Annotated in this window: 11 protein-coding genes; 5 read left to right on the forward strand and 6 right to left on the reverse strand. The window is 63.5% G+C overall.

Annotated elements, in window-relative coordinates; genetic code table 11:
- Positions 1 to 159: 159 nt before the first annotated feature.
- The 3 genes from AC3RCP_RS20805 to AC3RCP_RS20815 form a co-directional block, all read right to left on the reverse strand.
- Positions 160 to 3,834: a translocation/assembly module TamB domain-containing protein gene (locus AC3RCP_RS20805; RefSeq protein ID WP_492570958.1), complete on the reverse strand. Its 3,675-nt coding sequence runs from the start codon at positions 3,832 to 3,834 to the stop codon at positions 160 to 162.
- Positions 3,831 to 5,558: an autotransporter assembly complex protein TamA gene (locus AC3RCP_RS20810; protein WP_037035517.1), complete on the reverse strand. Its 1,728-nt coding sequence runs from the start codon at positions 5,556 to 5,558 to the stop codon at positions 3,831 to 3,833. Before AC3RCP_RS20810 ends, AC3RCP_RS20805 begins: the two co-directional genes overlap by 4 nt.
- A gap of 63 nt (positions 5,559 to 5,621) precedes the next feature.
- Positions 5,622 to 6,272, reverse strand: a complete 651-nt coding sequence (locus tag AC3RCP_RS20815) for a GNAT family N-acetyltransferase (protein WP_007929645.1) — start codon at positions 6,270 to 6,272, stop codon at positions 5,622 to 5,624.
- Between the two features lie 202 nt (positions 6,273 to 6,474).
- Between AC3RCP_RS20815 and xthA the strand changes: the two genes are divergently transcribed.
- On the forward strand, positions 6,475 to 7,287 hold the full coding sequence (gene xthA / locus AC3RCP_RS20820; RefSeq protein WP_087091635.1) for an exodeoxyribonuclease III: 813 nt from the start codon (positions 6,475 to 6,477) through the stop codon (positions 7,285 to 7,287).
- A gap of 55 nt (positions 7,288 to 7,342) precedes the next feature.
- Here xthA and AC3RCP_RS20825 read toward each other — a convergent pair whose 3' ends face one another.
- On the reverse strand, positions 7,343 to 7,669 hold the full coding sequence (locus AC3RCP_RS20825) for a YegP family protein (RefSeq protein WP_007929647.1): 327 nt from the start codon (positions 7,667 to 7,669) through the stop codon (positions 7,343 to 7,345).
- 250 nt (positions 7,670 to 7,919) lie between these two features.
- On the opposite strand from AC3RCP_RS20825, the gene AC3RCP_RS20830 reads away from it, so the two are divergent.
- Complete coding sequence (locus AC3RCP_RS20830; RefSeq protein ID WP_492570957.1) at positions 7,920 to 9,302, forward strand: substrate-binding domain-containing protein; 1,383 nt, start codon at positions 7,920 to 7,922, stop codon at positions 9,300 to 9,302.
- Between the two features lie 92 nt (positions 9,303 to 9,394).
- Here AC3RCP_RS20830 and AC3RCP_RS20835 read toward each other — a convergent pair whose 3' ends face one another.
- On the reverse strand, positions 9,395 to 10,624 hold the full coding sequence (locus AC3RCP_RS20835; RefSeq protein ID WP_007929649.1) for an acyl-CoA dehydrogenase: 1,230 nt from the start codon (positions 10,622 to 10,624) through the stop codon (positions 9,395 to 9,397).
- Positions 10,625 to 10,817: 193 nt separating this feature from the next.
- Here AC3RCP_RS20835 and AC3RCP_RS20840 point away from each other — a divergent pair, with 193 nt between their 5' ends.
- The 3 genes from AC3RCP_RS20840 to AC3RCP_RS20850 all read left to right on the forward strand — a co-directional run bounded on the left by AC3RCP_RS20840 (position 10,818) and on the right by AC3RCP_RS20850 (position 13,373).
- On the forward strand, positions 10,818 to 11,744 hold the full coding sequence (locus AC3RCP_RS20840; RefSeq protein ID WP_009044615.1) for a LysR family transcriptional regulator: 927 nt from the start codon (positions 10,818 to 10,820) through the stop codon (positions 11,742 to 11,744).
- A 168-nt stretch (positions 11,745 to 11,912) separates the two neighbouring features.
- Positions 11,913 to 12,317, forward strand: coding sequence for a MerR family transcriptional regulator (locus AC3RCP_RS20845; protein ID WP_007929654.1), 405 nt, complete (start codon positions 11,913 to 11,915; stop codon positions 12,315 to 12,317).
- A 156-nt stretch (positions 12,318 to 12,473) separates the two neighbouring features.
- Positions 12,474 to 13,373 carry a hydroxymethylglutaryl-CoA lyase gene (locus tag AC3RCP_RS20850; RefSeq protein WP_492570956.1) on the forward strand — a complete coding sequence of 300 codons (900 nt, stop codon included), beginning with the start codon at positions 12,474 to 12,476 and terminating at the stop codon, positions 13,371 to 13,373.
- A 663-nt stretch (positions 13,374 to 14,036) separates the two neighbouring features.
- Here AC3RCP_RS20850 and AC3RCP_RS20855 read toward each other — a convergent pair.
- Complete coding sequence (locus AC3RCP_RS20855; protein WP_492570955.1) at positions 14,037 to 15,731, reverse strand: AMP-binding protein; 1,695 nt, start codon at positions 15,729 to 15,731, stop codon at positions 14,037 to 14,039.
- Positions 15,732 to 15,787: the final 56 nt, after the last annotated feature.

Here is a 15,787-nt window from a genome sequence, read left to right on the forward strand (position 1 = left end):
GCCTAGGCAGCCAATATCCAAACAATAATTAGCATGCTTACTATTAAGCTAATTAATGGGAAAGCCTTGAAGTCGAAAATCGGCGGGAGAAATACCGGCTGGAGGGGCGGCGTGGTGAACACCAGCCCCCTCGCCAAAGGGGACTGGATTGCCGACGAGCTAGAAGTCGCGCTTGTAGAAGATATCCAGCGAGCTGGCGACGCCGCTGGCCGCTTCCAGGTAGACCTTTTTGCTCAGCTTGTAGCGCAGGGCGATGGTGTTGGCCGGCTCGAAGACCCCCACCCCGTAACGCAGGCTGAGCCGCTCGGAGATATTGCCGCTGGCCACCACGCTGGTGGTGTTGCCGCTGCCCTGGGTGTCGAGCTGGAAGTCGTCGATCCCCAGGTCCTTGGCCAGCCCGCCGGTGATGTTCGAGCTGCCCATCAGGCCCAGGCCCAGGGCAGCTTGCGCCAGCATGTTGTTGTCCTCGCCGGTGGTGCTCAAGGGACGCCCGAGCACCAGGTAGGACAGCGCCTGCTCCTGGCTCATGGCCGGCTCCGAGAAGATCTGCGTGGTCGGCTGTTCGGCGCTGCCACTGAGGCGGATACCGGCGATCACGTCATCGGTCTGGCGGATCGCCTCGATGTCCAGGTACGGCTGGTCGATCGGCCCGGCGAACAGCAGGCGTGCCCGGCGCACGGTCAGGCGCTGGCCGTAGGCGCGGTAGCGGCCGTCGTTGAGCCACAGTTCGCCACGGGTGTCCATGTTGTCGCCGATGTGCACGTGGCCTTGCAGGTTGGCGGTCAGGCCGAAGCCGGTGAAGCTGAGCTTGTCCTCGCCGACCACCACATCGATGTCCATCGCCATGGCCATCGGTGCTTTGCCCTCCTCGGTCTGGTGGCCGATGATCACCGTGTCGTCCGACACCTTGACCGTCGATGGCGGCAATTCACGGATGGTGATTTCACCCTTGGGCACATGGACCTTGCCGGCGATCGCCAGCTTGTCGTCCTTCATCGAGATCTTCAGGTCCGGCGCCACGTCCAGCACCGCATAGGGTTCGACGGTGACCGGCAGCTGCGAGCCTTTCAGGCTCAGGTCCACCACCAGCGCCTGGCCCCAGGCGATATTGCCGTTCAGGCTACCCTGCCCGGCCTTGCCACTCTTCCAGCCACCGCTCAACTGCACGCTTTCACCGGCGATCAGCGCCTGCAATTGCAGGTCCTGGAGGCTGATGGGCAATTCAGGGCCGGAAACTTCGCCGCCACTAAGGGCCAGGTTGCCATTGACCTGCGGCGCCAGCAGACCGCCGGAGATGCGCCCGCTGCCATTGAGGGTGCCGGTGAGCTTTTCGACCATTGGCACGAACGGCCGCGCCACCGCCAGGTCCAGGCCGCTGAGGCGGAACTCGCCGGACAGCGGCTTGTTTTTCGGCAGCGGATTGATCTGCGCCTGCAGCATCAGCTCACCGAGCTTGCCGCCACTGAACGCCAGCTGGGTGTCGATACGCTTGGGGTTGAGGGTGGTGTCGAGTTTCAGCGTCTGGTACGGGAAGTCCAGCCACTGCTGCTTTTCCTTGACCCGCAAGGTGCCGCCGCTGGCGTCCAGCAGGATCCGCCCCTGCGGGCCGCCAGCCGGTACGTCCAGCTTGATATCGGCATTGAGCCGGCCCTTCCAGGCGAAGTCCTTGGGCAACCACTGCGCGAGGCTGTCGATCGGGAACTGCTTGAGGTGGTAGCGCAACTTGGGCTCGGGCATCAGCCGCTGATCCTCGCCACACAGGCTGGCATCGCCGCTGGCCCAGCAATGGGCGCCGAAGTTGAGCTTGCCGTCGGCCAGGTATTCGAGCCTGGCCGGGGCTTGCAGCCTCCAGTCCTGGCCACCGGTCTGGATATCGCCGCTGGCCAGGCGCCCGCGCCAGTTGCCCTGGTCCAGCTTGCCGTCCAGGCCCAGTGCCAGCTTGAGCTGCGGGCCTTGCAGGTCCAGTTGCAGCTTCTGGCTCTTGATATCGCCCTGGCCGCTGGCCGTCAGCGTGCCCAGCGCGGTTTCACCGACCTGGATGCCGGCCCCCTTGAGGTCGATTTGCGCCCGTTGCGCGCTGTCCAGGCTGGCATCGAGCTTGAGGCTCTGCAGGCGATTGTCGACGAACACCAGTTGCTGGCCTTGCAGGTCGAGCTTGCCCTGCGGCGCCTTCAGGGTGCCCGCCACATCGAGGCGGCCGTTGAGCTGGCCACGCAGCTCGGGCCACAGCTGGCCGAGACGCGGCAGCTTGATATCGAGTTGCCCGGCCAAACGCTGTTGCAGGCGGCCGGAACCGTTGATGCGGTTGTCGCCCAGGCGGATGTCCAGGGTATTCAGGTTCCACTGCTCGCCAGCGCCATCGGCCTTGGCCTGCAGCACCGCGGGCTGGCCGCGCAGCTTGCCCTTGAGGTCGAGGTCGGCGTTGAGCTTGAGTTGCTCGTTCTTCATTTCGCCCTGGCTGCGCAGCGGCCCGGCCAAAGTGCCCGGCAGCTCGGCGACCCAGTACGCCGGGTTGATCGCCGACAGATCCAGGGCGGTATCCCAGGCGATGCCGTCGGCGAATTGCAGGTTCAGGTGGCCTTCAGCCTTGCCCTGGCCGGCGGCCAGCTTGAACTGGGGCAGGAAGACTTTCGTCAGGTCGCCGCTGAACGGGCTGCTGAGGCTGAACGCCCCCGCCGGGCCATCGAGGTCACCCTTGAAGTTGCCCAGGTAGTTGCCATCGCGGTAGGCGACCTCGGCAGTGAAGCGGCGCACCGCCACCGCGGGCTCTTCGATCAGCGGGTACAGGCGATGCCAGGGGAAATCCAGCCAGTCGAGCCTGGCTTCGGCGTTCAGGCCCTGGCTCCAGTCCAGCTGGCCCGTCAGCTTGAGGTTCTGCTTGTCGTTGGCGCTCAGGTCCAGCGCGGCGATCTGCGCGCCCTTGGCGTCGACCTTGCCTTGCAGCGCCAGGGCCACCGGCCCCTGCTCGGCCGGCAGGCTGGCCTTGCCCAGCAGTTGGTAACCCGCCTTGAGGTCGCCTTTGCCGGTCAGCTCCAGCTGGTTGAGCATCAGGGTATCGGGCAGCTCGGCGCTGGCCTTGAAGCCATCGGCGGTGATCCGCACCTGGGCCGGCAGGTTCTCCACCAACGGTTGCAGCTCACCGCTCAATTGGCCTTGCAGGTAACCGCTGCTGTCCGCCGCAAGCTTGAGGGTCTTCAACAGGTCGCCATCGACCTTCAGCGCCAGAGCCCAGGGTTCACTGCCCGGCGCCGGCAGGGTCAGGGTACCGGTGGCACTCAGTGGCCAGTCGCCGCTGGGCGACAGCAACCCCGAAAGATTCAGGCTGAGGTCGTCGCGTTGCAGGCTCACCGAGTCGATCTGCAGGCCCTTGGCCGTCCACTGCGCCGCCAGCTGCAGGCCCTTGAGTTCCTCGCTGCCATTGAACTGCAGGCTGCCGACCCGTACCTGCCCCAGCTCGATAGCCAGGGGCAACTGCAGATCCGGCAGGCTGATCGGGCCGCTGCTTTGTTCTTCCGCGCCCGGCGGGAATTGCAGGCTGACCTGTTCCACGTCCAGTTGCTCGATGCACAGGGTCATGCGCATCAGGCACGCCGGCGACCAAGCGAATTTCGGCGCCTGGAGTTCGACCCGGCTGCTGCCCTGCTGCCACAACAGGTGATCGGCGCTCCACTGTCCCCCTAAGTGGCCGGCGAAGTTTTCCACGGTCAAGCCCGGCACTAGGCCCAGGGCCCAGCGACTGCCGGCCTGGGTGCCGAGTATCGAAGCCAGCGCCAGTACCAGCACCGCCACCAGCACAAGCAGCGCCAGCGCCGCGATCTTCAAACCACGCTTCACAGCTCAGGCCCCATGGAAAAGTGCAAGCGAATGCCGCCGTCATCGTCCAGCGCATGGGCCAGGTCGAGGCGGATCGGCCCCACCGGGGACACCCAGCGCACGCCGACACCGACCCCGGTCTTGAGGTTCGGCAGTTCAAGTTTGTCGAAGGAGTTGCCCTGGTCGACAAAGGTCGCCAGGCGCCATTTTTCCGCGATGGAGTACTGATACTCGACGCTGCCGGCCACCATGTAGCGCCCGCCGATCCGGTCGCCGTCGGAGTTCTCCGGCGACAGGCTCTGGTAGTCGTAACCGCGCACGCTCTGATCGCCACCGGCGAAAAAGCGCAGCGACGGCGGGATCTTCTTGTAACCGTTGGTGGCACTGCCACCGAACTGCACCCGGCCGAGGAAGCGATGGTTGTCCCACACCGTGGTCAGGCCCTTGAGCAGCACGGTGCCATATAACAGGTTGGTGTCCGAACCCAGCCCTTCCTTGGCCACCTTGCTGTCGAATTGCAGGCGATAGCCGTTGTGCGGGTCGATGCGGTTATCGCTGCGCAGGTAGGAATAGCTGATGCCGGGCATCAACAGGGTACTCAGGCCCGAGTCGTCGCCAAGGCGGTATTCCTCGCGTTGCCACTTCAACGAGATGACTCGCTGCCAGCCGCTGGGCAACTTGCTGTGCCACTCGGGACCGAGGGTGAGCAGCTTGCTCAGGGTGTCGGTATTGGCGATTTCTTCGTTCTGGTAGCCGCCGGCAAAACGCAGCTTGTCGGTCAGCGGCGGGTCCAGCGGTATGTCGTAGAACAGGCCGACGTTCTGTCGCGGCGCGGAGACTTCCGCCTCCCAGCCGTAGCTGTGGCCTTGGGCGTTGACCCAGTGCCGGGTCCAGTTGGCCTTGGCCCGCGGCCCGACGTCGGTGGAAAAGCCCAGGCCCAGGCCCATGGTGCGCGGCTTGCGGGTTTCCAGCTGGACCGCCACCGGAATCACCTCGGCGGCGGCCGCGGTCGGCGCCGCGTCGACCCGCACGCCCTCGAAGTAACCGCTCGATTGCAGTGCCTGGTTAAGCTCGGCGATCAGCTCGGAATCGTAGGGAGTGCCGGCCTTGAACGGCACCATGCGTTGCAGCAGGTCTTCGTCGAACGGTGTATCGCCGGCAAAACTGACCTTGCCCAGGGCGTAACGCGGACCGCTTTCGTAGACCAGCTCGATATCCGCCACCCCGGCCTGGGGGTCCACGGCCAGCTTCTGCCGGGTGAAACGCCCACTGAAAAAGCCATAGCGCGACGCCTGGTTCTGGATCAGCCGCTTGGCGTCTTCGTAATGACCGTGATTGAGGACCGCGCCGCTTTTCAGCTGGTCGCTCCTGGGCACCCGAAAGCCCTTGAGGGAGGCCGCCGGGCCGTCGACCCGGATGGTGACGTTGCGCAGGTGCACCGGCTCGCCAGGATCGATATTCAGCACCAAACGCGGCTTTTCGCCGCCTTTGACTTCGCTGCTGATCTGCGGCTGGTAGTAGCCCAGGGCCTGGGCGGCCTTGCGGGCCTGCTCCTCGGCGCCACGGCTGAAACGCAGCAGGGCTTCCTCGTCGCGATCGCCCACCCCGCCGATGTAGCCTTCCACATTGGCCTTGAGTTCATCGTTGGAGGGTTTGACCCTGACGTCCAATTCGCTTTGCGCCAGTGCCGCACAGCTTGTGAACAGCAGCAACAAGCCGCTGGTGAATCTTCCTGAAAACTTCATAGGCGCGAATGCTATCACGAGCTGGGAGCCCGATAGAGCGCACAAATGTGAGGAAAGTTCTGTTCAGCCGGTCGCGCTTTGCAGAACCTGCGGGTTGGCGTGAAAGAAAACGTGCTCGCGGACCGGACCGACGGCGATCTCGCCAATCTCTTCATAACCCTGGCGCTCATAGAACGCCAGGTAACGCGGGTTGCCGGTGTCCAGCACCACACCCTGGGAGTGTTCGTCCACCGCGCACCAGTTGTGCACCGCCTGCAGCAACTGCTCACCGAAGTGCCTGCCCTGGAATTGCGGATGAATCCCCAGCAAGGGCAGGACGTGCACCGAATCGCTGGGCAGGCAACCCAGCACCGCGGCGTGATAGTCCAGGTAACGCCGGGTGCAACGGAAACCGGTACTGAGCACCATCCGCAGGCGCCAGGCCCAACTCTCGGTAATGCCCAGGCGACGCTGGGGCGGCGCGATCAGGGCGATGCCGATCAGCCGGTCATTGACCAACAGGCCGATGGCCGGCAGGTCCTGAATGAAGTGCTGCTTGACCAGCTCCCGTACCGTGGCCCGCACCCGTTGTTCGTATCCCGGGCGTTCGGACTCGAACAGATAAGCGAAGGTCGGCTCGTGGCGATAAGCCTGATACAGCAGGGAACGGGCTTCGCGGGCATAGCCGCTGTCGAGCATGTGAATGTCGGCGATGGCAGTCGAGGTTTCAGGCATGGCGATTGGTCTCCCCTGGGCCCGGCTTGAAGTGGCCGCGCTGGGTGACGGCGTTCTTCTGCGCGGTTGTTATAGCTACGAGCCTTTCAGGCTCGTGATCGTTCCACCGCCCATGGACCTTAGCAGCGCATCTGCACTGCCGCCACGCTGGCCGCCGCGCGACTTGTCGGCTAGCATCGCAGTTTTGCCAGGACTGCCGACCATGAAGATCGTCTCGTTCAACATCAACGGGCTGCGCGCCCGCCCCCATCAGTTGGCGGCGCTGATCGAAAAGCATCAACCGGACGTCATCGGCCTGCAGGAAACCAAGGTGTCGGACGACCAGTTCCCCCTGGCCGAAGTCCAGGCGCTGGGTTATCACGTGCATTACCACGGGCAGAAAGGCCACTACGGCGTCGCCCTGCTCTCGCGCCAGGCGCCGCTGGACCTGTACAAAGGCTTCGATGGCGACGATGAAGATGCCCAGCGACGTTTTATCTGGGGCACCTTCGCCGATGCCGATGGCACCCCGGTGACCATCATGAACGGCTACTTCCCCCAGGGCGAAAGCCGTGACCACCCCACCAAGTTCCCGGCCAAGCAGCGCTTCTACAGCGACCTGCAGCACCTGCTGGAAACCCGCTTCAGCAACGAGCAGCCGCTGCTGGTCATGGGCGACGTGAACATTTCCCCGGAAGACTGCGACATCGGCATCGGCCCGGACAACATGAAACGCTGGCTGAAAACCGGCAAGTGCAGCTTCCTGCCGGAAGAGCGCGAGTGGATGGCCCGCCTGAAGAACTGGGGCCTGGTGGACAGTTTCCGTCACCTCAATCCCGAGGTGGCCGATCGTTTCAGCTGGTTCGACTACCGCAGCCGCGGTTTCGAGGACGAGCCCAAGCGCGGCCTGCGCATCGACCTGATCATGGCCTCTCGCGGCCTGCTGCCACGGATCAAGGATGCCGGGGTCGACTACGACCTGCGCGGCATGGAGAAACCTTCCGACCACGCACCGATCTGGCTCGAGCTGAGCTGATCGCCCGGCACAAAAAAGCCCATCCTGAGATGGGCTTTTTTAATGCTTCAGCGTCTCAACACAGCTCGATCCGGGTGCTGGTGCCAGCCTGCATGATGGCCTCGATGGCGGACTCACGGGTCGGCTCCGAGTCATACAAGTGGCTGACCAGGATCACCTCCTTGCCGGCCTTGAGATTGAAGTAAGGTTTGCCACCGGGGGCGATCTTCTTTTCGTAACTACCCGGGGACGTGCAGTGCTTGCGGAGCAGCGCAATGGCTGCCTCGACACTCTCACGACAAGGGTAACGGTCGCTTTGAAGCATGGTCTGCGCGTCCTTGGACTTCAGCAAGAACCTGAAACCACCGCTGCCATATTGCTTCAGCTCGAACCAGCCACTCATTTCATACTCCTTTGACACAAGCAAATTGCAGCCAGGGCTGCATCGACGCCTGGTGACGACGAGAGTCGGCGTGCGCCAATTCCCCTCCAGACAAAGTTTTCAACTCTACTGAGCCCGCCCTGCCGGGTCTTTAAGAGCATTCTGAAAAGCCAGGGGAACGCTCCGATTACCCCCATCAACCGTCACATCCCCGTCACCTCCCTGACTTAATCTCGCCGCACTCGCTCCCGCCATAGAAGGCCATTGCCGCATGTCACGCGTTTGTACCGTCAGTGAACCGGACCTCTGGTGCCGAACCCTCTGCCTGCTGCTGGTCGGCTTCGTCTGCTACGCCCTGCCCTGGTCGGTGTTCGCCGCCCTGCCCCTGGCCGGCGACGACCAGCCGGTGCTGCGCATCCAGGGTTCCAACACCATCGGTGCCGCGCTGGGCCCGGCCCTGGTCAAGGGCCTGATGCAAGAACAGGGTTTGCTCGACATACGGATTGAGGCGACGGGCAAAGACAACGAGCGTCGGGTGACCGGCCAGAGTGCCCAGGGCCGGCGCGTTGTCGTCGAGATCGCCGCGCATGGCTCCAGTACCGGCTTTGCTGCGTTGAAGAACGCCAGCGCCGACCTCGCCGCCGCGTCGCGACCGATCAAGGACAGCGAACTGGTGGAGCTGGAAGCCCTCGGCGACCTGAAAGACCCCGACGCCGAACAGGTGATCGCCATCGACGGCCTGGCCATCATCCTCCACCCGCACAACCCGCTGGCGCGGCTGGACACCGAACAACTGTCGCGGGTGTTCAGCGGCGAGGTGAAAACCTGGGAAGAACTGGGCGGCGTCGGCGGCGCCATTCACCTGTACGCCCGCGATGACCGCTCCGGCACCTACGACACCTTCAAGGAACTGGTGCTGGCCCGCCGCGACAAGAACCTGAGCCCCGCGGCGAAACGCTTCGAGTCCAGCGAACAACTCTCTGACGCGGTCAGCCGCGATCCCCAGGGCATCGGTTTTATCGGCCTGCCTTATGTGCGCCAGGCCAAGACCGTGGCGATCGTCGACGGCGGCTCGCAACCGATGCTGCCCCTCGACAGCCTGATCGCCACCGAGGACTACCCACTGTCACGGCGCCTGTACTTCTACCTGCCGCCCGATGAGCAAAACCCCTGGGCCAGGGCCCTGGTGCGTTTCGCCCAGAGCGCCAGGGGCCAGGCCATAGTCGCGGCCAACGGTTTTATTGCCCAGACGGTGCTGGCCATGAGTGTCGCCCCCGCCCCGCAGATGCCCGAGGGTTACCAGGCCATCGCCCGGCAGGCGCAGCGCCTGACCGTGAATTTTCGCTTCGAGGAAGGCAGCGCCACCCTCGACAACAAGGCGCGCCAGGACCTGCCACGGGTCCTGGACTTTCTCAAGCGCCACGACAAGCTGGCCAAGCGCGTGACCCTGGTCGGCTTCGGCGATGCCAAGAACGATCCGGCACGCGCGGCGCTGTTGTCCAAGCTCAGAGCCATGACCGTGCGCCGGGAGCTGGTGAGAAACGGTGTGGTGTTGCGCGAGATCCGCGGTTTTGGCGCGCAGATGCCGGTCGCGGCCAATACCGCGGACGAGGGGCGGATCAAGAATCGGCGGGTGGAAGTCTGGGTGTATTGAGAGAGAAACCAGCGGTGTAATCGAGGCCGCTTCGCGGGCAAGCCTCGCTCCTACAGATTCTTCCGTAGGAGCGAGGCTTGCCCGCGATCACTTTAATGCCCGCTGCGCAGCATTTCCTTGGGCACGTACTTGCCGATTTCGAACTTGCCAATGGCCGCGCGGTGCACTTCGTCCGGGCCGTCGGCCAGGCGCAGCGTACGCTGCATGGCGTACATGTAGGCCAGCGGGAAATCGTTGGAGACCCCGGCCCCGCCATGAATCTGGATGGCCCGGTCGATCACCTTCAAGGCCACGTTCGGCGCCACCACCTTGATCTGCGCGATCTCGCTTTTCGCCACCTTGTTGCCGACGGTGTCCATCATGTATGCCGCCTTCAGGGTCAGCAGGCGTGCCATGTCGATCTCCATCCGCGAGTCGGCGATCTTGTCGATATTGCCGCCTAGGCGCGCCAGTGGCTTGCCGAATGCGGTACGACTTACCGAACGCTTGCACATCAGTTCCAGCGCGCGCTCGGCCATGCCGATCGAACGCATGCAGTGGTGAATCCGGCCCGGGCCAAGGCGGCCCTGGGCGATCTCGAAACCACGGCCTTCGCCCAGCAGCACGTTCTCGTACGGCACCCGCACATTGTCGAACAGCACTTCGGCATGGCCGTGGGGCGCGTCGTCGTAACCGAACACCGGCAGCGGCCGGACAATCTTCACCCCGGGGGTGTCGACCGGCACCAGGATCATCGAATGCTGCTGGTGGCGCGGCGCGTCCGGGTTGCTCAGGCCCATGAAGATCAGGATCTTGCAACGCGGGTCGCAGGCCCCCGAGGTCCACCACTTCTTCCCGTTGATCACCCATTCGTCGCCATCGCGCACGGCGCGGGCCGCCATGTTGGTGGCGTCGGACGACGCCACGTCCGGCTCGGTCATGGCGAAGGCGGAGCGGATCTCGCCGCGCAGCAGCGGCTCCAGCCAGCGTTGCTTCTGCTCTTCATTGGCGTAACGCACCAGCACTTCCATGTTGCCGGTGTCCGGTGCCGAGCAGTTGAAGGGTTCCGGCCCCAGCAGGGAGCGGCCCATGATTTCCGCCAGCGGCGCGTATTCCAGGTTGGTCAGGCCGGCGCCGAGTTCCGACTCGGGCAGGAACAGGTTCCACAACCCCTCGGCCTTGGCCTTGAGTTTGAGCTCTTCCATGATCGCCGTCGGCTGCCAGCGATCGCCTTCGGCGACCTGGCGCTCGAACACCGCTTCAGCCGGATAGACATAGGTGTCCATGAACGCGGTCACGCGCTCACGCAGTTCCTGAACCTTGGGTGAATAGGCGAAATCCATGGGCAGCTACCTTCTTGGCGAGGTGGTTGAGGGCATGGAATCGATGCTAGAACAGCTTACGAAAATTTACCTAGCCTATTCTCGGCGTGTATTAACATTCATCACCGATATATGATTGACTGATTGGGCAGGCCAATCAGTCCAGCCTCCGGCCCCTGACAATACCGGCCCCTAACAATAAGAGTGCAGCGCAATGAATCTGAGCAAGGTCGACCTCAACCTTTTCATCGTCTTCGACGCGATCTACACCGAAGCCAACCTGACCCGCGCCGGGCAAATCGTCGGCATCACTCAGCCCGCTGTCTCCAATGCCCTGGCCCGCCTGCGCGAGACCTTCAACGACCCGCTGTTCGTGCGGACCGCCCAGGGCATGGTGCCCACGCCCATGGCGCAGAACATCATCGGCCCGGTGCGCAACGCCCTTTCGCTGCTGCGGGTGTCGGTGCAGGAAAGCCGCATCTTCAACCCCTTGCAGGCGGTCAAGACCTACCGCATCAGCATGACCGACCTGACCGAGGCAGTGATCCTGCCGCCGCTGTTCCAGCGCCTGCGGCGCCTGGCGCCCACGGTGATCATCGAGAGTTTCCTGTCCAAACGCCGGGAAACCACCAAGGAACTGGCCGCCGGCCGCCTGGATTTCGCCGTCGATGCCCCGCTCAACACCGACCCGCAGGTCCGCCACGTCAAGCTGATGGAAGACCGCTATGTGTGCGCCATGCGCAAGAGCCACCCGCTGGCGAACAAGGAAAAACTCAGCCTCGACGACTACCTGTCGCTGACCCACATCCATATTTCCAGCCGTCGCAGCGGCCTGGGTTACGTCGACCTGGCCCTGGGCAAGATGGGCATCCAGCGCAAGATCGCCCTGCGTTCCCAGCATTACCTGATGGCTTCGCAAGTGCTGCAACAGACCGACATGGTCATGACCGTGCCCGAGCGCTTCGCCCGCCGCCATGACCTGCAGGCGTTCAACCTGCCGGTCAACGACGTGCCACCGCTGGAGACCCACCTCTATTGGCACGAAAGCACCGACCAGGACCCGGCCAACCGCTGGATGCGCGAGCAGATGATCGAGCTGTGCCAGCAGGTGACGGCCCACGAGAAAAAACTCGAGAAGTGACCGGTAGGAACGAGGCTTGCCCGCGATAAGGGAGAACGTGGTGGTTAAGGGAAACCTCTGCGGACCCATCGCGGGCAAGCCTCGCTCCTACGGATAGGGCGGCATCCTGCTTGACGTATACGTCAACCTCGAATTAGCTTAACGCCAAGACCTTTTTCGAGTGCCCCCATGAGCAGCCAGACCTACAGCATTTCCGACCTCGCCCGCGAGCTCGACATCACCACCCGGGCCATCCGTTTTTATGAAGAACAAGGCCTGCTCGCCCCCGAACGCCGTGGCCAGGAACGCATCTACTCGCCACGGGACAAGGTCAGCCTGAAACTGATCCTGCGCGGCAAGCGCATCGGCTTCTCCCTGGCCGAATGCCGCGAGCTGATCGAACTCTACGACCCCAGCAGCGGCAACCTGAAACAGCTGCACAGCATGCTGGCGAAAATCGCCGAGCGCCGCGAACAGCTGGAACAGCAGCTGCTGGACATCGAACAGATGAAGCTGGAGCTGGACACCGCGGAAGAGCGCTGCACCCAGGCGCTGGAGCAGACCATCCAGAATCAGAAAAGCGCCGTGCAGTAACCACCCCAGGCGGCGATCGCTCGCAAAGCGGCCGCGCCAGCAACACAGACAATCTGCCAGACAGACCGTAGCGCCTGGTTTTGCGTCGACTTCGTCGCCGAGCGCAGCCTGCGGCAGCGGCTACATTAGTGCCCACTTAATATAGGTAAAGCTCTCATGTCCCTCCCCACCCATGTCCGCCTGGTCGAAGTCGGTCCTCGCGACGGTTTGCAGAACGAAGCCCAGCCCATCAACGTCGCCCACAAGGTGCAACTGGTGGATGCCCTGAGCGCGGCCGGGCTCGGCTATATAGAAGTCGGCAGTTTCGTCTCGCCCAAATGGGTGCCGCAGATGGCCGGGTCCGCCGAGGTATTCGCGCAGATCCAGCGCAAGCCGGGGGTGACCTACGGCGCCCTCGCCCCGAACCTGCGCGGTTTCGAAGACGCCCTGGCCGCCGGGGTCAAGGAAGTCGCGGTGTTCGCCGCCGCCTCCGAGGCGTTTTCCCAGCGCAACATCAACTGCTCCATCAGCGAGAGCCTGGAGCGCTTCGTGCCGATCATGGAAGCAGCGAAACAGCACGGCGTTACCGTGCGCGGTTACGTGTCCTGCGTGCTGGGCTGCCCTTACGAAGGCGAGGTAGCGCCGGAACAGGTCGCCGTGGTCGCCCGCGAGCTGTACAGCATGGGCTGCTACGAAGTGTCCCTGGGCGACACCATCGGCACCGGTACCGCCGGCGCTACCCGCCGCATGTTCGAGGTGGTGGCCGCCCATGTTCCGCGGGACAAGCTCGCCGGGCACTTCCACGACACTTATGGCCAGGCCCTGGCCAATATCTACGCCAGCCTGCTGGAAGGCATCGCGGTGTTCGACAGCTCCATCGCCGGGCTCGGCGGCTGCCCCTATGCCAAGGGCGCCAGCGGCAACGTCGCCAGCGAGGACGTGCTGTACCTGCTCAACGGGCTGGGCATCGAAACCGGTATCGACATGGAGCGCCTGATCCTCGCCGGCCAGCAGATCTGCTCGGTGCTGGGGCGGCCCACCGGCTCGCGCGTCGCCAAGGCCCGTTACCCAGGTTGAGGGGCACGCCTGTTTCAGGGTGTTACCGGCCGCCCTGGCGCACGCTCGAAACGGGTAACACGGAAACAGTTTGTCGATTTTCTAGCGGTACAGATGAAAGACCAATTTTATCAAACCATTGATTTTAAAGGATTTTAAAAAGTTGGCATGGCTTCTGCTATATCTCTGGCATAACAAGAATAAAAAGCAGCAAAGCTAATAAAAATAAGACGAAACGACTCTGACATAACAAAAACAACACGGCAGAGACGCAGCTAACAGATTTTTTTGGAGAGGATGTGTTTTCCAGGGTGTCTTTAACAATAAGAGCCACCCGCAACCGGGCAGAGAACAATAAAACTACCCCAAGGTAGCTCCCGAACTGGTTGGTCGCTCAAGCGAGAAAATAGATCAGCGCTCAAAAAAATACGTTTGCTCTTGATCCCGGATGGGGATCGCCAAAAACAGCGGTAAAGGGTAACGGTTGCCAAAAACAACAACAGACCGCCCCTCAATAATAAAAAAAGAGCACGCAACGACAAAAATTAAAGGGGAGCTTCGGCTCCCCTTTGTGCTTTCCGGCCTTCCTGTTTCCCTCCCCTCTCCTGGCTCGGCTGCGGCCTCCAAAACGGCTCGCGAGCCGCTCCCGCAGGTATTCACGTGCGGGAGCCTGCTGGAACAGGGTCAGGAACGCCCGCGCAACTCCTCGATGCTGATCTCGCGCATCCTGAACTTCTGGATCTTGCCGGTCACGGTCATCGGGAATTCCTCGACGAACTTGAAGTACCGCGGCGTCTTGAAGTGAGCGATACGCGCCTTGCACCAGGCCTGCAGTTCCTCCTCGCTGGCGCTGTGGCCGGGGTGGAACTTGATCCAGGCGACGATCTCTTCGCCATATTTCGAGCACGGGATGCCGATCACCTGCACGTCGGCCACCGCCGGGTGGGTGAAGAAAAACTCCTCCAGCTCGCGCGGATAAATGTTCTCGCCGCCGCGGATGATCATGTCCTTGTTACGCCCGGCGATGCACACGTAACCCTGCTCGTTCATGGTCGCCAGGTCGCCGGTGTGCATCCAGCCGGCCTGGTCGATGGCTTCGGCCGTGCCCTGGGGGTTGTTCCAGTAGCCCAGCATCACGCTGTAACCGCGGGTGCACAGCTCGCCGATGGTGCCGCGCGGCACGATATTGCCCGCCTCGTCGATGATCTTGCTTTCCAGCTGCGGCTGGGTGCGCCCGACCGTGGTCACGCGCAGCTCAAGGTCGTCCGCCGGGCCGGTCTGCAACGACACCGGGCTGGTTTCGGTCATGCCGTAGGCGATCTGCACTTCGCTCATGTGCATCTCGCTGATCACCCGCCGCATCACCTCGATCGGACAGGTGGCCCCGGCCATGATCCCGGTGCGCAGGCTCGACAGGTCGAACTCGGCCCGCCGTGGCTGGTCGAGCATGGCGATGAACATGGTCGGCACACCGTACAGCCCGGTGGCCTTTTCCTCGGCCACGGCGCCCAGGGTCAGCAGCGGATCGAAGGCATCGTTGGGGTAGATCATGGTCGTGCCGTGGGTCACGCAGCCCAGGTTGCCCATGACCATGCCGAAGCAGTGGTACAGCGGCACCGGGATCACCAGGCGGTCCTCGTGGCCCAGGCCCAGGCTCTCGCCGACCATGTAACCGTTGTTGAGGATGTTGTAGTGGCTGAGGGTCGCGCCCTTGGGGAAACCGGTGGTGCCGGAGGTGTACTGGATATTCACCGCCTGGTCGGGGTCCAGGCTGTCCTGGCGTTCGCGCAGCGCTTCGACGCTGACGCCGGCCCCCAGGTCGGCCAGCTGCGACCAGGGCAGAAAGCCCGACGGCGGCTGGGCATCGAGGCTGATCACGCCGCGCAAATCCGGCAGGCGCTCGCTTTGCAGCTGGCCGATGGACTGCTGCGCCAGTTCGGGCGCCAGGCCCTGGAGCATGGCGTGGTAATCGGAGGTCTTGAACGCGCCGGCGCATACCAGCCACTGGCAGCCGGACTGCTTGAGCACGTATTCCAGTTCGGAGCTGCGATAGGCCGGATTGATGTTCACCAGGATCGCGCCGATCTTGGCGCTGGCGAACTGGCTGATGCACCACTGGGCACAGTTGGGGGCCCAGATGCCCAGCCGGTCGCCGGTCTTGAGCCCCAGGGCCAGCAGCGCCCGGGCATGCAGATCGACGGTTTCGGCCAGTTGCTGCCAGCTGTAGCGCAGCTGCTGATGACGCACCACCAGGGCTTCGCCCCGAGGGTATGACGCCACCGTGCGATCGAACGCCTGACCGATGGTCAGCACCAGCAAGGCCTTGTCCTGCGTGCCGCGAGTGTAGCTGCGCCCCGGCGCGGATGCGGGTTGATCCATGATGACCCCCTATTGTCTTTATTGTAGGAGCGAGGCTTGCCCGCGATTGGAGCGCC

The sequence above is a fragment of the Pseudomonas sp. GW822-FHT05A08 genome (genome assembly GCF_058800485.1).

Excerpts from the sequence above, each read along its gene's own strand:
- AC3RCP_RS20810 (WP_037035517.1), bottom strand. The coding sequence starts at position 5,558 with ATGAAGTTTTCAGGAAGATTCACCAGCGGCTTGTTGCTGCTGTTCACA.
- AC3RCP_RS20815 (WP_007929645.1), bottom strand. The coding sequence starts at position 6,272 with ATGCCTGAAACCTCGACTGCCATCGCCGACATTCACATGCTCGACAGC.
- xthA (WP_087091635.1), top strand. The coding sequence starts at position 6,475 with ATGAAGATCGTCTCGTTCAACATCAACGGGCTGCGCGCCCGCCCCCAT.
- AC3RCP_RS20825 (WP_007929647.1), bottom strand. The coding sequence starts at position 7,669 with ATGAGTGGCTGGTTCGAGCTGAAGCAATATGGCAGCGGTGGTTTCAGG.
- AC3RCP_RS20830 (WP_492570957.1), top strand. The coding sequence starts at position 7,920 with ATGTCACGCGTTTGTACCGTCAGTGAACCGGACCTCTGGTGCCGAACC.
- AC3RCP_RS20835 (WP_007929649.1), bottom strand. The coding sequence starts at position 10,624 with ATGGATTTCGCCTATTCACCCAAGGTTCAGGAACTGCGTGAGCGCGTG.
- AC3RCP_RS20840 (WP_009044615.1), top strand. The coding sequence starts at position 10,818 with ATGAATCTGAGCAAGGTCGACCTCAACCTTTTCATCGTCTTCGACGCG.
- AC3RCP_RS20845 (WP_007929654.1), top strand. The coding sequence starts at position 11,913 with ATGAGCAGCCAGACCTACAGCATTTCCGACCTCGCCCGCGAGCTCGAC.
- AC3RCP_RS20850 (WP_492570956.1), top strand. The coding sequence starts at position 12,474 with ATGTCCCTCCCCACCCATGTCCGCCTGGTCGAAGTCGGTCCTCGCGAC.
- AC3RCP_RS20855 (WP_492570955.1), bottom strand. The coding sequence starts at position 15,731 with ATGGATCAACCCGCATCCGCGCCGGGGCGCAGCTACACTCGCGGCACG.